The organism is Kitasatospora sp. NPDC005856 (assembly GCF_040629945.1).
In the GTDB taxonomy this organism is placed as follows: Bacteria; Actinomycetota; Actinomycetes; order Streptomycetales; family Streptomycetaceae; genus Kitasatospora.
Genome location: NZ_JBEXWT010000025.1, coordinates 23,899 through 40,085, shown reverse-complemented (window position 1 = coordinate 40,085; position 16,187 = coordinate 23,899). Strand labels below are relative to the sequence as shown.

Annotated in this window: 15 protein-coding genes; 5 read left to right on the top strand and 10 right to left on the bottom strand. The window is 74.9% G+C overall.

All coding sequences use genetic code 11. The annotated features are described in order from the left end of the window. Positions 1-84: 84 nt before the first annotated feature. Positions 85-699 (bottom strand): SUKH-4 family immunity protein, encoded by a 615-nt coding sequence (locus ABZ449_RS17465; protein WP_360346443.1) that lies wholly within the window; start codon positions 697-699, stop codon positions 85-87. 178 nt (positions 700-877) lie between these two features. Next, a complete protein-coding gene (locus ABZ449_RS17460; protein WP_360346441.1) occupies positions 878-2,071 on the bottom strand; it encodes a cytochrome P450 in 1,194 nt (397 codons plus the stop codon). Positions 2,072-2,140: 69 nt separating this feature from the next. Here ABZ449_RS17460 and ABZ449_RS17455 point away from each other — a divergent pair, with 69 nt between their 5' ends. Continuing rightward, a complete protein-coding gene (locus tag ABZ449_RS17455; RefSeq protein ID WP_360346439.1) occupies positions 2,141-3,400 on the top strand; it encodes a pyroglutamyl peptidase in 1,260 nt (419 codons plus the stop codon). Positions 3,401-3,489: 89 nt separating this feature from the next. Here ABZ449_RS17455 and ABZ449_RS17450 read toward each other — a convergent pair whose 3' ends face one another. Continuing rightward, entirely contained in the window at positions 3,490-3,990 is a 501-nt protein-coding gene (locus ABZ449_RS17450; protein ID WP_360346437.1) for an inorganic diphosphatase, read from the bottom strand. Positions 3,991-4,087: 97 nt separating this feature from the next. Here ABZ449_RS17450 and ABZ449_RS17445 point away from each other — a divergent pair, with 97 nt between their 5' ends. Beyond that, entirely contained in the window at positions 4,088-4,906 is an 819-nt protein-coding gene (locus ABZ449_RS17445) for a hypothetical protein (RefSeq protein ID WP_360346435.1), read from the top strand. Positions 4,907-5,028: 122 nt separating this feature from the next. Then, complete coding sequence (locus ABZ449_RS17440; protein WP_360346434.1) at positions 5,029-6,105, top strand: restriction endonuclease; 1,077 nt, start codon at positions 5,029-5,031, stop codon at positions 6,103-6,105. Between the two features lie 151 nt (positions 6,106-6,256). On the opposite strand, the gene ABZ449_RS17435 is transcribed toward ABZ449_RS17440, so the two are convergent. After that, positions 6,257-7,045 (bottom strand): Mut7-C RNAse domain-containing protein, encoded by a 789-nt coding sequence (locus ABZ449_RS17435; RefSeq protein WP_360346432.1) that lies wholly within the window; start codon positions 7,043-7,045, stop codon positions 6,257-6,259. 180 nt (positions 7,046-7,225) lie between these two features. Next, positions 7,226-8,518, bottom strand: a complete 1,293-nt coding sequence (locus ABZ449_RS17430) for an MFS transporter (RefSeq protein WP_360346430.1) — start codon at positions 8,516-8,518, stop codon at positions 7,226-7,228. 448 nt (positions 8,519-8,966) lie between these two features. Here ABZ449_RS17430 and ABZ449_RS17425 point away from each other — a divergent pair, with 448 nt between their 5' ends. Both ABZ449_RS17425 and ABZ449_RS17420 read left to right on the top strand, forming a co-directional pair. Next, positions 8,967-11,411, top strand: a complete 2,445-nt coding sequence (locus tag ABZ449_RS17425; RefSeq protein ID WP_360346428.1) for a molybdopterin cofactor-binding domain-containing protein — start codon at positions 8,967-8,969, stop codon at positions 11,409-11,411. Between the two features lie 91 nt (positions 11,412-11,502). After that, on the top strand, positions 11,503-11,970 hold the full coding sequence (locus tag ABZ449_RS17420; protein WP_360346426.1) for a (2Fe-2S)-binding protein: 468 nt from the start codon (positions 11,503-11,505) through the stop codon (positions 11,968-11,970). Positions 11,971-12,099: 129 nt separating this feature from the next. On the opposite strand, the gene ABZ449_RS17415 is transcribed toward ABZ449_RS17420, so the two are convergent. The 5 genes from ABZ449_RS17415 to ABZ449_RS17395 all read right to left on the bottom strand — a co-directional run bounded on the left by ABZ449_RS17415 (position 12,100) and on the right by ABZ449_RS17395 (position 16,128). Then, a complete protein-coding gene (locus ABZ449_RS17415) occupies positions 12,100-12,705 on the bottom strand; it encodes a TIGR03086 family metal-binding protein (protein ID WP_360346424.1) in 606 nt (201 codons plus the stop codon). A 124-nt stretch (positions 12,706-12,829) separates the two neighbouring features. Next, positions 12,830-13,585, bottom strand: a complete 756-nt coding sequence (locus tag ABZ449_RS17410; RefSeq protein ID WP_360346422.1) for a 3-oxoacyl-ACP reductase family protein — start codon at positions 13,583-13,585, stop codon at positions 12,830-12,832. 118 nt (positions 13,586-13,703) lie between these two features. Then, positions 13,704-13,928, bottom strand: coding sequence for a hypothetical protein (locus tag ABZ449_RS17405; protein WP_360346420.1), 225 nt, complete (start codon positions 13,926-13,928; stop codon positions 13,704-13,706). Between the two features lie 199 nt (positions 13,929-14,127). Beyond that, complete coding sequence (locus ABZ449_RS17400; RefSeq protein WP_360346418.1) at positions 14,128-14,904, bottom strand: transglycosylase family protein; 777 nt, start codon at positions 14,902-14,904, stop codon at positions 14,128-14,130. A 555-nt stretch (positions 14,905-15,459) separates the two neighbouring features. Then, a complete protein-coding gene (locus tag ABZ449_RS17395) occupies positions 15,460-16,128 on the bottom strand; it encodes a response regulator transcription factor (protein ID WP_360346416.1) in 669 nt (222 codons plus the stop codon). Positions 16,129-16,187: the final 59 nt, after the last annotated feature.

Genomic DNA, 16,187 nt, shown 5'->3' with positions numbered 1-16,187 from the left:
AGGCGCGGTGTGCGGCCGTCGGGCTCGCAAAGGGCTCCGGAGGCCTCGGAGGGCCAGGCGGGCCCCGGAGAGCCCCTGGGAGGATCAGTCCTCGTCCGGGTCCTCGTACTCCTCGCGCAGGTTCTCCAGCAGGCGCACCCAGAGGTCCGACTCGTCCGGCCCCTGCCCCAACCCGGCCACCAGCGCGGCGAACTCGTCCAGCGCGGCCCCGGCGTCCCGCTCGCGGATCCGTTCCTCCAGGCGGGCCAGCAGCGCCAGCGCGCCGATCACCGCGGGCAGCGAGTCGGCCGCCCAGCCACCGCAGCCGCGCCCGTGGTCCCAGCCGTCCGCGTTGTAGATCCGCACCGTGCCGGTGTCCCCGGACACCATCAGGTGCCACTCGTCGAACGTGCCGACGCAGTACCCCCAGTTGCTCGGCGGGGTGTCGTCGTCCGGAGTGCGCTCACCGAACAGCTCGTCCAGGTCCGCCTCCCACATCCCGCGCTCGGGCAGGTCGGTGGCGTCGAAGCCGAGGAAGTCGAGCCCGACGGCCGGTACGCCGACCTCGCTCAGGAACCGCCGGGCCTGCGGCGAGGTCAGCCGCTCGGGCAGCGCCCCGGGCTCGGGCCGCCACAGCGTGCCCGGGCCGAAGCAGGACTCCAGCCAGGCCGCGGTGGGCTTCCCGGCGGCGGCCAGCAGCTCGGCGTCGGACGTGGTCATCGGTGCGTCTCCCCCGGTCGGAACGGTGCTCGGACGCCATTCAAGCGCACCGCACCGACAGCGAGGGCCGCCGGGGGCGACCCCCGACGGCCCGTGGAGAGCTGCGGCCTGACGGCTCGGAGCCGGGCGGCCGGACAGCGGTCGGCGGACCACCGGCCGGCCTCCCGGCGGCCCCCGCTCAGTACCGGACGGGCAGCTCCAGCAGCCCGCGGGCCCGCAGCGTCGGCCGGTGGCGCAGCCGCTCGACCGGCACGTCCAGGGCGAGGGCCGGGAAGCGGCGCAGCAGCGCGGTGAGCGCGAGCGCGGTCTCCATCCGGGCGAGCGGAGCGCCCAGGCAGTAGTGGATGCCGTACCCGAGCGCGAGGTGGCCGTTCTCCCGGCGGCGCAGGTCGAGCCGGTCGGGGTCGGCGAACTGCTCGGGGTCCCGGTTGGCGGAGCCGAGCGCGAGCAGCACGGTCTCCCCCGCCGGGACGGTGACGCCTCCGATGGTGACGTTCTCGCGCGGGAAGCGCCGGATGGCCAGCGGGGCGGGCCCGTCGAAGCGGGCGAACTCCTCGACGGCGCCGGTGATCAGCTCCGGTTCGGCGCGCAGGGCGGCCAGCTGGTCGGGGTGGGTGAGCAGGGCGAGGACCGCGTTGGCGATCAGGTGGACGGTGTTCTCGTAGCCGGCGAACAGGATGAGGAAGGCGAGCGAGGTCAGCTCGTCCTCGCCGAGGCCGCCGCCGCCCTCCTGGTCGTCCCGGGCGGCGATCAGGTCGGAGAGCAGGTCGTCGCCGGGCTCGGTGCGCTTGCGCTCGATCAGGCCGGTGAAGAAGCCGAGCATCGCCTTGACGGCGGCCCTGGCCGCCTCCGGGCGGTCGGGGTCGGGGGTGATCAGGCAGTCGGTCCAGGCGCGGAAGTCGTGCCGGTCGCCCTCGGGGACGCCGAGCAGGTCGCAGATGACGGTGATCGGCAGCGGCGCGGCGTAGGCGGCGAGCAGGTCGGCGCGCCCGAGCGGTTCGATGGCGTCGAGGAGCTGCTCCGCGACCCGCTCGATCGGCTCGCGCAGTGCGGCGACCCGGCGCGGGGTGAAGGCCTGCGAGACCAGCCGCCGGATCCGGGTGTGGTCCGGCGGGTCCATGTTGAGCAGGTTGGCGTCCAGCGCGGGCGGCAGCGCGAAGCCCCGGTAGTTGCCGGGCGTGGCGTGCGCCTTGTCGAGGGCGAGCCGGGGGTCGGCGAGCGCCTGGCGGACGTCCGGGTAGCGGGTCACCAGCCAGAACGGCAGGCCGTCCGGGCCGACGACCCGGTGGACGGGGGCGTCGGCGCGCAGCCGGGCGTAGCCGCCGTACGGGTCGGCGATCAGGGAGGTCGGGGTGAGGTCGGGCGCGGTCACCGGCCCAGCCTAGAGCCACCGGGGCGGCACTCTGGCGGCCCGTCAGGTCCGGACCTATTGTCAGCGAACATGACATGTCTACGTCGCGCCGCCGGACTGGCCGCCGCACTCACCGGAACGCTCGCCGCCCTGCTGACCCCGGCCGCCGCCCAGGCCGCCCCCGCCGGCTGCCGCACCTCCGCCACGGTGCCGCTGGACGCCGAGCAGGCCCGCCTCCAGGACGCCCGCACGGCCGGCTTCACCGAGCGCTCCGGCCTGGGCGAGCTGCTCGGCGGCTTCCCCTCCGCCCTGTGCGACGCCCGCGACGCCCGTCAGGCCGAGCGGGTGGTGAGCACCTGGGGCCGGACGCTCTGGCAGGCCGGCCTGGACCGCGCCCAGGGCCGGCGACCGAGCGGCGAACTGCCCGCCCGGGACGACCGCCCGCTGTACTGGACCAGGCTCGCCATGACCGTCCGGCTCGCTCGCTGGGAGCCCCGGTTCGACGTGGACCACGCCGCGCTGCGGGCCCGCTTCGAGGACGCCTCGCGCGGCCTGGACGACGGTTTCGACGCCGCCCCCGGCATCCGGCGGATCTTCGTCAGCGGCTTCGACCCGTTCGGCCTGGACACCGAGCCGCGCCGCGCCAACCCGTCCGGCTCGGCCGTCCTCCAGCTGCACGGGCAGCGGATCACGCTGGCCGACGGCAGCACCGCGGAGGTCCGGGCGGTCGTGCTGCCGGTGCGGTACGGGGACTTCGACGGGGGCATCGTGGAGCGCGCCTTCACTCCGCACCTGCGGCCGGGCCGGCAGTCCGCCGATCTGATCACCAGCATCAGCCAGGGCTACCCGGGCAGGTTCACCCTGGAGGAGTGGGCCGGGCGCGCCCGTTCCGCCGATCCGGCGACCGACAACGTGGCCGCGCTCTCCGGCGGCACCACCCAGCACCCGGTGGACGCCCCGGGGCTGGGCCCCGGGCCGCAGTTCGTCCGCACCACCCTGCCGACCGGCGCCATGACGGCCGTCCAGCAGCCCTTCCCGGTGTTGGTCAACGCCTTCGTCACCGAGATCCCGGCGGGCGCCACCGCCCCCGTCTTCCGGCCGGACGGCCCCACCCCCGGTTCGCGCGCGGTCTCCGGTGGCGGCGGCGGGTACCTCTCCAACGAAGTCGCCTACCGCTCCAACCGGCTCCGGACGCTGCTCGCCCCGGACCTCCCCGGCGGCCATCTGCACACCCCGGTCCTGACCGGCCTGCCGGCCGACCCGAACCTGCTCACCGCACCGGAGTTCGAGCGGAACGAGGCGGCGATCGGCGACGAGGTGCGGGCGATCCTGAGCACCGCCAGGCTCTGACGGACCGTCCGCGTCAGCCGGTCCGTCCGGGCGGGCGCATCGGCCCGGGCGGGCCGGTGCCCCACCGCCCGCCCCCCCCGGAGGCCCGTTCAGGCCGGGTCGGCGAAGCGGGTGCCCACCGCGCGGGCCCGCGACTCGGTGATCTCGGCGTAGGCGGCGTCGCGCCCCGCCCAGTGCGAGCCCTCGACCGACTTGCCGCGCTCCAGGTCCTTGTACACCAGGAAGAAGTGGGTGATCTCCAGCAGGTCGAACGACCGCAGGTCGTCGATGTCCCGCAGGTCCGCGTAGCGCGGGTCGCGGGCCGGGACGCAGAGCACCTTCTGGTCCGGGCCCCGCTCGTCGCGCATCACCCAGATGGCCACCGCCCGGCAGGTCCGCACGCAGCCGGGCACGGCCGGCTCGCCGCCGAGCACCAGGGCGTCCAGCGGTTCGCCGTCGCCGCCCCGGGTGCCCTCGACGTAGCCGTAGTCGGCCGGGTAGCGGGTGGCCGTGAAGAGGGTGCGGTCCAGGCGGATCCGACCCGCCTCGAAGTCCATCACGTACTTGTTCCGCGACCCCTGAGGAATCTCGATCATGACTTCGAACTCCACCGCGGCCTCCTCCTCGACTCCTGGCGGAATTGTCCGCCGTCCGGACGGCCATCGAAAGCACCCCCGCCGTTCAGCCGGCTCCGCTAGCCTCCCCCGCATGGGGAGCTGGCTGGTCACCGTCCTGGATCACCGCCGCAGCGGGGGCGGACGGCCGCAGGGCCGCCCGGAGGGGCCGCTGGCCCGCCGGGACGGGGTGGAGCTGCACGCCCGGGAGGGCGGGCTCGGCTGCGTCGACGCCAACGGCGAGGTCCGCTGGTGGCGGCCCTGCCCGGGCCGCCCGAACGCGGCGCACCTGTCCTGCGACCGGGCGCTGGTCACCACCGACTCCTTCGAGTACACCGCCCGGGGCCAGGACGGCCCCGCCCTGCTGCTGGACCTCGCCGACGGCACCACCGTCGCCGAACTGCGCGGTGAGCGCGGCGCGGCGCTCGGCGACGGCCGCTTCGTGCTCGGCCCGGACGGCCACGACGCCTTCGACACCCGGGCCTACGACCGGGACGGCACCCTGCTCGACTCCTGGCGCAGCTACGGCCATTACGTGGTCGGCAGCGGCCTGCGGGTGGTCGAGACCGACCGCCGCCACCCCACCGGGAGCCGGGTGGTCCGCCTGCTGTCCGGCGGCCGGATCGAGCGCGGCCCGCTGCTCGCCGACCCGCAGGCCCCCGCACCCCTCGTCCTGCCGGACGGCACCCTGCTGGTGCTGGACGCGGGGGTGCTGCGCGCGGTCGGCCCGGGCCTGGACGACGCCGTCCTGACCGAACTGCTCCCGCTGGCCCCGCAGGACCGGCCCCGCTTCACCGGCTCGCTGCACCGCACCGCCGACGACCGGCTCACCGTCACCCTGGTCGAGCGCCACCCGACCCGGATGGGTTCCTACACCACCCACGCCTGGACCCTCGACCTGCACGCGCCGTAGCGGCCCCCTACCGGACCAGGTCTCGATTGTGCCGCAGAACTGACGGTCTGGCAGTTCTTCGTCCACGATTCCCCTACGGTGACGCCTGCAACAACCGTCACCATGCAAGAGGGGGCACGCCCATGTCCCGGAGCCGGAAGCTCCACCGCCTCAGCAACCCCGACACCGACGAGCGCCGCGCCCAGCGCGCGCTGTTCCGTCACCTCCGCGACGACACCAACGCCAACCGTGGCCGGATGGCCAGGCGGGTCCGCGAACTCCAGCTCCTGCTGGCGATGGACCCGGTCGAGTTCGAGGGCCTCATCGCCAGGCTGATGGAGGCGATGGGCATGAAGGTCGAGCTCACCGCCCGGTCGCGGGACGGCGGAGTCGACGTCCGCGGCATCGATCCGGACCCGTTCCGGGGCGGCAACGTCGTCGTGCAGGTGAAGCGGTACCGGGACACGGTGGCGCCCTCCGCGGTGCGGGACCTGTACGGGACGCTGCGGCACGACCGGGAGGCGACCAAGGCCGTCCTGGTCACCACCAGCAGGTTCGGCCCCAGCTCGCACCAGTTCGTCGCGGGCAAGCCGATCAGCCTGATCAACGGCGCCGAGCTGGTCGGGCTGCTCAAGCACCACGGCTTCGACGAGGTGTTCGCGGCCGCCCAGGACGACGCCTCCGCCGAGGCGGGCGCCCTGGACGGCCTGCCCGCGATCGAGGTGGCCGCCGAGCCCTCCCGGCTGCTCCTGCACTGGACGGGGGAGGAGGAGTACGACATCGCCGCGCTGGTCTGCACGGGGAACGTGGCGCTCTCCGACGACCACCTGGTGTTCTACAACAACGCCTCCACGCCCGACGGTTCGGTGCGACTGGTGACCGGTTACGGTGACGCGAACGCCTGCCTGATGGTCGACTTCGACGCGCTGCCCGCCGAGGTCGACCGGCTGGTCGTCATCGCCGCCGCCGACACCGAGAACCACCCCGCGGCCACCATGGGCGGGTTCGCCGGCCCCGCGCTGATCCTGGAGGCCGGCTCCGGGCAGGACGCGGCCGTGGTGCACCTGGCGGACGGCGCGGAGACCAACACCGCGATGCGGCTCGGCCGGTTCGACCGCGAGGCCTCCGGGGACTGGGAGTTCACCCCGGCGCTCGCCGGGTACCCGGGCGGGCTGCGCCAGGCCGTGACCGCGTACGGGCTGGAGGTCGTGGACGCCTGACGCGGCGGGGCACCCGGCCGGCGCCGGGTGCCCCTGGGCGCAAGCCTCAGTGGCTCATTGCGACGACCTGGCCTCTCGTACGAGCGAGTAGCGTGGTCTCGTCCCCCACCGCCGATGGGACCACGCGCGCCCGGCCGTCCGCCAGGGCGCCCTACCCTGAGACGACCCCGATGCGGCCCTGGCCTTCCCCGGATCCCCGGGCCCGGGTGCCGGCCCGGCCGTCGCCGAAGTCGCGCACCGCCTCGGTGACGATGGCCTCCAGCCGGGCGTGGTGGGCGCCGCGCCAGTAGGCCTGGCCGCAGTCGGCGCACTGGGCGAAGGCGTCGTAGGAGCGCTCGGTGCCGTCCCGCAGCTGCTCGCGCACCGAGGTCTTGGTGGCCGGGTGCAGGGTGCCGTTGCAGGTGGTGCAGCGGCTCCAGGGGGCGAGCGGCGGCGCGAAGCGGGAGAGCACGTCGCGCAGTTGCTCGGCGGGGCGGTGGCTGTAGACGTAGGCGCCGGCCCACAGTTCGCGTCGGCGCAGCAGCCCGCGGTCGCGGGAGAGCATGATCCGCTGTTCGGCGGCCGAGCGGGCGGCCAGGGCGGCGTCGCCGATGTCGGGGTTCTCGTACGCGGCGTCGACGCCGAGCAGGCGCAGCCGCCGGGCGAGGGTGCCGAGGTGGACGTCCAGCAGGAAGCGCGGCGGGGCGGGCACGGCCTGCGGCCTGGCCACGGCCCGGACGGCGATCTCCTCGCCGTCGGCCGGCACGTGGGTGTCGGGCACGGCCAGGCCGTCCACCAGCAGGCCGCCGACCTCGGTGAGCGGGACGCCCAGGGACTCGACGACGTGGCCGAGGGTGGAGCTGCCGTCGGTGCGCAGTGGGCTACGGCCTCCCCGCCGGGGCGCGGAGACGAAGAGGTGCAGCTCGGGGGCGAAGTCGAGCCAGATCTGGGGTCGGTCCACGCGGCCAGCATGCCAGCGGGCGGCGGGCCGGGGCCACCGGGTTTCCGGCCCGCTCCCGCGCGGCCCACCGCCGCCACGTCCCGGGTCGGCGCCGGCCCGACGTCGCCCGGCTCGCCGTCCCGCGTCGGACCCCGGCTCGCCGTCCCGGGCCGGACCGGGCCGCCGCCGTGACGTTCGGGGTCAGGCCCCCGGCGACGCGCCCGCGGCCACCGGCGCCGCCTGTGACGCCGGTGACGCCGGTGACGCCGCGTGACCGCCGCCCCGCGCCGCCCAGCGGGCGACCGGCCCCATCGCGTACCCCGCGGCGAGGAACACCCCGCCGAGGACCAGCCAGCCGGCCAGGCCCCCGTCCAGCAGCAGCGTGGTGAGCAGCAGGGGCCCGAGGGTGCGGGCGACGGCGACGCCGGTGCCGAAGAAGCCCTGGTACTGGCCGATCCGCCCGGGCGGGGCGAGGTCGAAGGCGATCTGCCAGCTGCCGGCCGACTGGCGCATCTCCCCGGCCACCTGGAGGACGGAGGCGGCGACCAGCAGCGCGGCGACCGCCCAGACCGGCACGTCCAGCGCGGACAGCCCGAAGACGGCGCAGGAGCCGAGCAGCAGCAGCCCGGCGGAGCGGACCGCCCGGGCGGCCGGGTCGATTCCGGTGATGCCGCGCGCCGCCCGGACCTGGAAGGCCAGCACCGCGAGGGTGTTGAGCACGAACAGCGCCGAGCCGAGCCAGCCGATCCCGGGGGCGCGCGCGGCGATCCAGAGCGGGATGATCAGGCTGAGCAGGGGCATCCGCAGCAGCAGGACGGCGTTGACCGCGGTGACGGCGGCGTACCGGCGGTCGCGCAGCACGGCGAGGCGCGGCCCGGCGTCCGCCGGCGCCGCCGCGGGCGGGGCTTCGGGCAGCCGTCGCAGGACCAGCGCGCCGATCAGGAAGCCGAGCGCGGTGACGGCGAAGGCGGCCTGGTAGGCGGCGCGGGTGCCGACACTGAGCGCGATGCCGCCGATCGCCGCGCCGACGGCCAGTCCGCCGTTGAGGGTCGACTGGATGTGGGCGAGCAGGGCGGTGCGCTGACCGGGCGGCACCAGGGCGGCGACCAGCGCCTGCCGGGCGGCGGTCAGGCCGGACTGCGCGGTGGCGTAGAGGCAGACCGCGAGCAGGAACAGCGGGTAGGAGCGGATCACCAGGAAGGCGGCGACCACGGCGGCCGTGCCGAGTGCGAGCGCCACCGAGGTGCGGCGCGGGCCGCGCCGGTCGGCGAGGTGGCCGAGCGGGACGCCGGCGACGGAGCCGAGCGCCCAGGCGAGGGTGAGGCCGAGCCCGAGGGAGGTCGGCGACATCCCGACGACCCGGGTGAAGTAGAGCGCGGAGCAGGTGTAGTACGCGCCGTCGCCCACGGCGGCGGCCAACTGGGCGGCCGCGAGGGTCCGCTGGGGCCCGGCGGGCGGCAGGGCACCCCAACGGGCGGCTCGGTCGGTCGGCATGCTTCTCCTTCTCCGGCGCGGGCGTCACCCGCCGGACGCGTCGGGCGGTCACCCACACGCGTCCACCTGCGTAAACGTCTTCACGGACCGTCACCCCTGCCCGCGACCGCCGGACGGGCGGCGCGCGGAGCCGATCTCCGCGACCGCCGATTCCGGCGCACCCCCACCCTAGGGAAGAACCGGCCCAGTGAACCGGTCCAGTGATCAAGGAATTTCCTGGGCCAGTTCACCGCGCCGCCGCACCGCCGACCGACCCCTGAACCCGCGTGCGAGGGGCCCCAGTTGAGCGCTCCCAGCGCTTCCGGGAGGATCTCGCCCGGTCTCGCCCGCGTCCGCACGGCGCCGTCCGTACCCGTTCCGAATCCGCCCCCGCCGACCGTCGCGAAACCGCGATCCGGCAGACCAGGGGCCAACTTTGACGGTGTTGACCCGTCAGTAGCGCCCTTTTATGCTCAACGGCGTTCGCGATCCGGCACCGGGCCGGGGCCACAGCGCCCGCCCCCGTTCCCGTCGCCGTCTCCGGTTCGAAGGGTGGCCCCCCATCAGCACCTCCACCGCCCCCTCGGACCCGACCTGCTCGCACTGCGCCGACCGGCCCGACGGCACCGGGACCCCGGCCGGCCCGGACGGTTCGGACGCCCCGGGGGCGACGGACGGCACCACGCGCCGCCGGCGCTTCCTCACCTACCTGCTGGCCGCGCCCACCCTCACCGTCGCCGCCGGTCTCGGCCTCGACACCGGCGCGCCCGCCGCCGCGCGGGCCCCCGCCCCGACCCCCGTTCCGCCCTCCGCCGCGGCCGCCGTCCCGGCCCGGGAGACCGCCCTCCCCCAGCAGCTGATCGGCCTGCCCGGCATCCCGGACATCGTCGACCTCGGCGACGCGATGATCATCGCCGGCCTGCCGACCGCGCACCTGCTGGTCCTCGAAGTCACCCCCGCCGGCCGCGCCGCGCTGCACCTGCCCCGACTGGAGGTCGGCCAGGGCCTCACCACCGCTATCGCCATGATCGTCGCCGAGGAGCTCGACGCCCGCCTCTCCGACGTCGACGTGCCGCTCTCCGACGCCCGCCCCGAGCTGCTCTTCAACCAGCTGACCGGCGGCTCCAACTCGATCCGCTCGCTGTACGACCCGGTGCGCGCCGCGGCCGCCGCCGCCCGCGCCCGGCTGGTGACCGTCGCCGCCAAGCGCTGGAACGTTCCCGCGGCCACCCTGCGCACCGCCGACTCCGCCGTCCTCGCCCCCGACGGCCGCCGGCTCGCCTACGGCGACCTCGCCGCCGAGGCGGCCACCGTCGCCGTACCCGCCGTCCCGGCCGTCCCCAAGGCCGCCGACCAGCTGCGCGTGGTGGGCCGGCCGACCGGCCGGATCGACGCCCGCGACATCGTCACCGGCCGCGCCAAGTACGCCGGGGACCTCCGGGTCCCGGGCGCCGTGCCCACCGTGGTCGCCCGGCCGACCACCGTCAACGGCACCCTCAAGTCCCTGGACGCCTCCGCCGCCCGCGCCATGCCCGGGGTGCTCGGCGTGGTGCGGATCCCGACCGGCGTCGCCGTCCTCGCCGAGACCTTCGACCAGGCGCTCAAGGCCCGCGACGCGCTGCGCGTCACCTGGAACCCGGGCCCGGTCGCGGGCCTGTCCGACGCCGACGTCCGGTCCCGGCTGCGCGCCGCCCACCTGCCGTCCCTCCCCCCGCCGCTGCTCTCCCACCGTGTCGAGGCGGAGTTCGACTTCGCCTTCGTCAACCACGCCCCGATGGAGGTGCTCACCGCCGTCGCCGACGTCCGGCCGAACCGGGCCGAACTGTGGTTCGCCGCGCAGAGCCCGATCCTCGCCCAGGGCACCATCGCCGCCGAACTCGGCCTGCCGGAGAAGGCCGTCACCGTCCACGTGGTGCGCGGCGGCGGCTCCTTCGGCCGCCGACTGTTCTTCGACGCCGCCCTGGAGGCCGCCCAGGTCTCCAAGGCCGCCGGCCGCCCGGTCAAGCTGATGTGGACCCGCAACGACGACATGCGCCACGGCCGGGTGCGCCCGGCCAGCCACCACGTCATCCGGGCCACCTACGGCCTCGGCCAGGTGTTCAGCTGGGAGCACCACGTGGCCAGCGTCCTGACCGACCTCGGGCACGGCCTCGGCGACATGCTCACCGCCGCCGGCTACAACCTCCCGATGGCCGGGCTCACCGCCTCCGAGCTGTTCTTCCTGCTCACCGAGAAGATCCCGTACGACGTCGGAGTGCCCACCCAGTTGCTCGCAGAGGTGCCGCTGGACCTTCACACCGGAAGCTGGCGCTCGGTCTACTCGGGCACCGTCCGGGTCTCCGACGAGATCATGATGGACGAACTCGCCCGCCGGATGGGCCAGGACGAGCTGGCCTTCCGCCGCGACCGGATGCGCAGCGCCGCCGGACGGGCGGTGCTGGAGGAGCTCGCCGTACGAGGGAACTGGGGCCGCCCGATGCCCCCCGGCCACGCCCAGGGCATCGGCTACCACGACGAGCACAGCGCCAGCGCCGCCTACCTGGTCGAGCTGGACGCCACCGACCGCGCCGACCCCCGGGTGACCAAGGCCGTCGTCGTCGCCGACGTCGGCCGGGTGATCAACCCCAGGGGACTGGAGGCCCAGCTGACCGGCGCGCTGGTGGACGGCATCTCGGTGATCCTCCAGGCCGGCAACCACCTGGACAACGGCGCCTTCCGGGAGGGAAGTTACGGCGACTTCCGCTACGCCCGGCAGCGGCACACCCCGCCGGTGGTCGAGATCCACCTGATGCCGCCGAGCGGACCGCCCGGCGGGGCCGGCGAACTGGGCGTCCCGGCCGCCTCGGCCGCCGTCGCCAACGCCTACGCCCGCGCGACCGGCACCAGCCCACGCTCCTTCCCGATCAACTTCTGAGCACCGACCTCCGAGCACCGACCTCCGAGCACCGGCCCCCCGTCAGGCCACCGGCACCATCTGACCACCAGCTGAGGAATCCCGACTCCCGATGCCCACCCACACCTTCGTCCTCAACGGGCAGCCCGTCACCGTCGAGGCCCCGGACGACATGCCGCTACTCTGGGTCCTGCGCGACAAGCTCGGCGTCACCGGCCCCAAGTACGGCTGCGGGGTGGGCGTCTGCCGCGCCTGCACCAGCCACCTGGACGGCCAGGAGTTCCAGCCCTGCACCCGGTCCGTCAAGGACTGCGAAGGGCACACCGTCACCACCATCGAGGGCCTGGCCGACGGCGAGGTGCTGCACCCCGTCCAGGAGGCCTGGCTCGCCTGTGACGTCGCCCAGTGCGGTTTCTGCCAGCCCGGCCAGATCATGACGGCCGTCGCCCTGCTGCGCCGCACCCCGAACCCGACGGACGCGGACATCGACCGGATCCAGAACGTCTGCCGCTGCGGCACCTACCCGCGCATCCGCGAGGCGATCAAGCAGGCCGCCGCCCGGCAGGCCGCCAAGCGCTGACCGCGGGCCGGCGCCGCCGTTCCGCGCCCTGGACCCGCCGGTCCGGACCTGCGCGACCTCCCCCGATCCTCGACGGCCCGTCGCCGCGCGCCCCGGAGACCGAGTTCCGCCGGAGCCCCCCGTAGGGAGTCAGCTGCTCCGGCCCGCGGCCGGGTCGCGGCCGAAGAACGCGGCGAGCCGGTCGTACGCCGGGGCGTCGTCGGGGACGGCGACGGCGGGGCCGAAGGCGTGGTGCTCCTCCTCGGAGCCGCGGTACCCGGGCTTGAGCGCACCACCGGCCCAGGCGAGCGCGGCGAGCGCGACCTCGTGGTCCAGGCCCTCGGTGGACTGATCGGTGGCGTGGGCCAAGTCCCAGCCGTGGACGGCGAATTCGGCGACCTGCTGGTCCACCGGGAAGCGGGCCGGCAGGGTGCCGACGCCGGGGACCTCCACGGTGCCGCCGAGGTCACCGGCCGCCCGCCAGGCGTCGACCAGCCCCTCCGCCCCGGCCTCGAAGGCGTGCAGCCAGTCCTCCTCGACCCGTTCGAAGGGCTCCGACCAGTCCGGCTGCCCGCCCTTCGCCCGCACGGTGAACTGCCGCAGGTCGTGCAGGAGGTGGCTGATCAGGTCGCCGACGTCCCAGGAGCGGCAGGGCGTCGGGTGGCCGGCCAGCTCGACGCCGGTGCCGTCGATCAGCCCGGCGGTCTGCGCGAGGGCCCGGGCGAGCAGCTCGATCGGGTCTTCCGCTGCGGTCATGGCACACCTCTCGGTACGGGATCCCGGGGCGGGGGCACGGTGCCGTGCCGGGTGATCGTAAGCGCGGGCACCGACAACCACCCGTCACGACACCGTGCCCACCGGCCCGTAGGCCCACAGGGCGTCAGGCGGCGAAGCCGCCGTCCACCGCCAGCTCGGCACCGGTGACGTACCGGCCGTCCTCGCCCACCAGGTAGGCGACGGCGGCGGCCACCTCCGCGCCGGTGCCGTAGCGGCCGAGCGCGGTGAGCCCGCTCTGGAACTCCGCCGAGGGGCCGTCGGCCGGGTTCATGTCGGTGTCGATCGGCCCGGGGTGGACCAGGTTGGCGGTGATCCCGCGCGGCCCGAGCTCCCGGGCCAGCGCCTTGGTCAGGCCGATCAGCGCGGCCTTGCTGGTCGCGTACAGCGTGGCGCCGGGGAAGGCGACGCGCTGGGCGACGCAGCTGCCGATGGTGACGATCCGCCCGCCCTCGGCCAGGTGCCCGCCGGCCGCCCGGGCGTACAGGAAGGGCGCCCGGACGTTGACCTCCAGCGTCCGGTCGACATCCTCCAGCGTGAGGTCGCCGATCGGGCCGAGGACGCCGACACCCGCGTTGTTCACCAGGACGTCCAGCTTCCCGAACCGCTCGACGACGGCCTCGACCACGCCCTGCACAGCCTGCGGGTCGGCGCTGTCCGCCCGGACGGCCCAGCCGCTCCGCCCCATCGCGGTGATCTTCGCGACGACCTCCTCGGCCCGCTCCGCGCCGCCCTGGTAGGTCAGCACCACGTCGGCGCCGTCCTCGGCCAGCCGCAGGGCGACCGCCGCCCCGATCCCCCGGCTGCCGCCGGTCACCAGGGCCACCTTGCCGTCGAGCGCCGTCGCACCGTTCATCGTCATGTCTCCAGAACTCCTCGTTGCCATCTCGGACATGACTCGATCCTGGCCCCGGGCGTTTCAAACCTCCGGCGGTATTCGGACGTTGCGTTCAACGTTCAACCATATCTCCGAGCGCCCCTCACCCCGGCGCGCACTCCCGCCGGCGGTAGTACGACCCGACCGCCGGCTGACCCGTGTAGTTGGGCCCGGCCGCCGGGTCGGCTCCGGCGTAGGCGAAGGGCAGCGCGACCTTCCGTCCGCCGTCCAGGACCAGCAGGTGCCGGCGCGCCCGGTACTCGAAGCCGGCCGCCCGCAAGGCCGCCACCACCGCACGGGCCGCACCGGAACCGTCCGGGCGGCGCACCGACTCCGGGTCGAAGTGCGCGGCGAACCGGCCGTTCGGGGTCAGCCACAGCCTCCACGGCCCTCGGCGGCCCGTAACGGGCCGTCAACGGCCCGTGAACGCACCGGAACCGGCCGGAGCGGCCGCCCCCGTCCAGGGCGGCCGCTCCGGCCGGTTCGCAAGGCTCCGCCGGACGGCTTCGCGTCGGGCCGTCGGGCCGTCAGACCGTCAGCGTCTGGCCCGGGAAGATCAGGTCCGGGTCGTCACCGATGGTGCGCACGTTCTTCCGGTACAGGCTGTCCGTGTCGGTGCCGAACTTGGCCGCGATCTCGCTCAGGGTGTCACCGCTCCTGATGGTGTAGCCACCCGCGGCGGTGTTCTTCGGCGCGACCGGCGCGGACTGCGCCGGCTTGGCGGAGGGCTGCGCCTTGGGCGCCTGCTGCGTGGCGGCGGCCTTGCCGGAGGCGGGCTTGGCGGCGGGCGCGGCGGGCACGGCGGGCGCGGCGGCGGGCTTGGCGGGCTTGGCCGCCTTCGCGGTCGGCTTGGCCGCCTCGCCGCCCGAGGTGTCGACGGCGGCCGGGGCGCCGCCCCTGCTCAGACCCGCCTTCTGCGAGCAGACGGGCCAGGCGCCCGGGCCCTGCGAGGCGAGGACCTTCTCCGCGACTGCGATCTGCTGCGCCCTGGTCGCCTTGTTGGCCTGGGAGGCGTACGCGGTCCCGCCGTACGCGGCCCAGGTGGACGGGGAGAACTGCAGTCCGCCGTGGAAGCCGTTACCGGTGCTGATGCTCCAGTTCCCGCCGCTCTCGCACTGGGCGACGGCGTCCCAGGTCGAGGCGGTGGCGGCGGAGGCCGAGGTGGCCGTGACGAGGCCGGCCACCGGCAGGGCCGCGACGGCGGCGCCCGCGACGACCGCCATCCGAACGCGGTGACGCCTGGCGGCGCTGGTGGCGGTGGCGGTGGTGTCGGTGGCAGCGGCGGTCTCGTGACGGGGATTCATACAAGTCCTCTCGACAAGTCCCGGGTGGGCATGCGGAACCAGGCCCGGGACATGGGCCGGCAGTTTTTCGCTCACCTCGCTCGACGGGCGGCCGGACACGTGTCGGACGTGCCGTGCCGCCCCGGTCACCTCCGCACGCCGACGGCCTGTTCGAGCCGGCTGGTCGGCGGGCACCGCCCTCGCGCCGTTGGTCAGTCGGCGGGCGATGCGTCGGGGTGAACCCGGGTGGCGCTCGTTGCGCCGCCAATGAAGCTAGGGGGCATCACCCGGACGCAGCAAGCAATTCTTGGACGTCGCAGGTCAGTTGACTGTTACCGGCGGTATTGATCAAGAAAATGTGCCTGATTTGACCGATTTCGACCGAATTTCCAAGATCAAACGGTCGGAATCCGTGCCCTCGCTCACACCTATCCCTCCGAGAAAGCTCACACGCCATCCACGTAGAGGAATCGTCAGCTGACGCACCGTCACCATTCGGTCCGGAGTTCCCGATTCCGCGACGCCGACGAGTGGCATCCGTCACACCCACTACGCACGGCGATCGAAAAGTGACCCTCAGTCGTGGCCGTCGAGCTCCGCATCCCGCGCCAGCAACGCCGCCTGGACCCGGTTCTCGCAGCCCAGCTTGGCCAGGATCCGGCTCACGTAGGTCTTCACCGTCGCCTCGCTCATGTGGATCCGCGCCCCCGCGTCGGCGTTGGACAGACCCTCGCCGAGCAGCGCCAACACCTCCAGCTCGCGCGGGGTGAGCACCTCCAGCCTGCGCCGCGCCGCCACCGCGCGGGCGGCCAGCGAGGCGCTGCGCCCGGAGGCCAGCGAGTCGACGATGTGCCGGGTGGCGGCCGGGGAGAGGAAGGCGTTCCCGCCGGCCGCCGCCCGGACGGCCTGGATCAGCTCGTTCGGCGCGGTGTCCTTGAGCAGGAACCCGGCACCGCCCTCGGACACGGCGCGCAGGACGTTCTCGCGCTCCCCGAAGGTGGTGAGGATCAGCGCCCGCGCGCCGGGGGCGACCTTCGCCAGTTCCCCGAGCGCCGTCAGCCCGTCCATCACCGGCATCTGAATGTCCAGCAGCACCACGTCCACCCGGTGCGCCCGCGCGAGCTCCAGCGCCTCGCGCCCGTCGGCGGCCTCCGCGACCACCTCGATGTCATCGGCGGAGCCGAGGATCATCCTGATTCCGGCCCGGATCAGCGGCTCGTCGTCGGCGACGAGGACTCGGATCACGCTGGTCATTCCCCTCGAACGGTGCTTCGGCTGCGGCACCATCCTCACATCCCGGCGAG

Bases quoted from the DNA above. Each gene is read 5' to 3' on its own strand.
- ABZ449_RS17445 (WP_360346435.1), top strand. From the start codon at position 4,088: ATGGGGAGCTGGCTGGTCACCGTCCTGGATCACCGCCGCAGCGGGGGC.
- ABZ449_RS17400 (WP_360346418.1), bottom strand. From the start codon at position 14,904: ATGAATCCCCGTCACGAGACCGCCGCTGCCACCGACACCACCGCCACC.
- ABZ449_RS17430 (WP_360346430.1), bottom strand. From the start codon at position 8,518: ATGCCGACCGACCGAGCCGCCCGTTGGGGTGCCCTGCCGCCCGCCGGG.
- ABZ449_RS17410 (WP_360346422.1), bottom strand. From the start codon at position 13,585: ATGACGATGAACGGTGCGACGGCGCTCGACGGCAAGGTGGCCCTGGTG.
- ABZ449_RS17425 (WP_360346428.1), top strand. From the start codon at position 8,967: ATGCTCAACGGCGTTCGCGATCCGGCACCGGGCCGGGGCCACAGCGCC.
- ABZ449_RS17420 (WP_360346426.1), top strand. From the start codon at position 11,503: ATGCCCACCCACACCTTCGTCCTCAACGGGCAGCCCGTCACCGTCGAG.
- ABZ449_RS17415 (WP_360346424.1), bottom strand. From the start codon at position 12,705: ATGACCGCAGCGGAAGACCCGATCGAGCTGCTCGCCCGGGCCCTCGCG.
- ABZ449_RS17440 (WP_360346434.1), top strand. From the start codon at position 5,029: ATGTCCCGGAGCCGGAAGCTCCACCGCCTCAGCAACCCCGACACCGAC.
- ABZ449_RS17465 (WP_360346443.1), bottom strand. From the start codon at position 699: ATGACCACGTCCGACGCCGAGCTGCTGGCCGCCGCCGGGAAGCCCACC.
- ABZ449_RS17455 (WP_360346439.1), top strand. From the start codon at position 2,141: ATGACATGTCTACGTCGCGCCGCCGGACTGGCCGCCGCACTCACCGGA.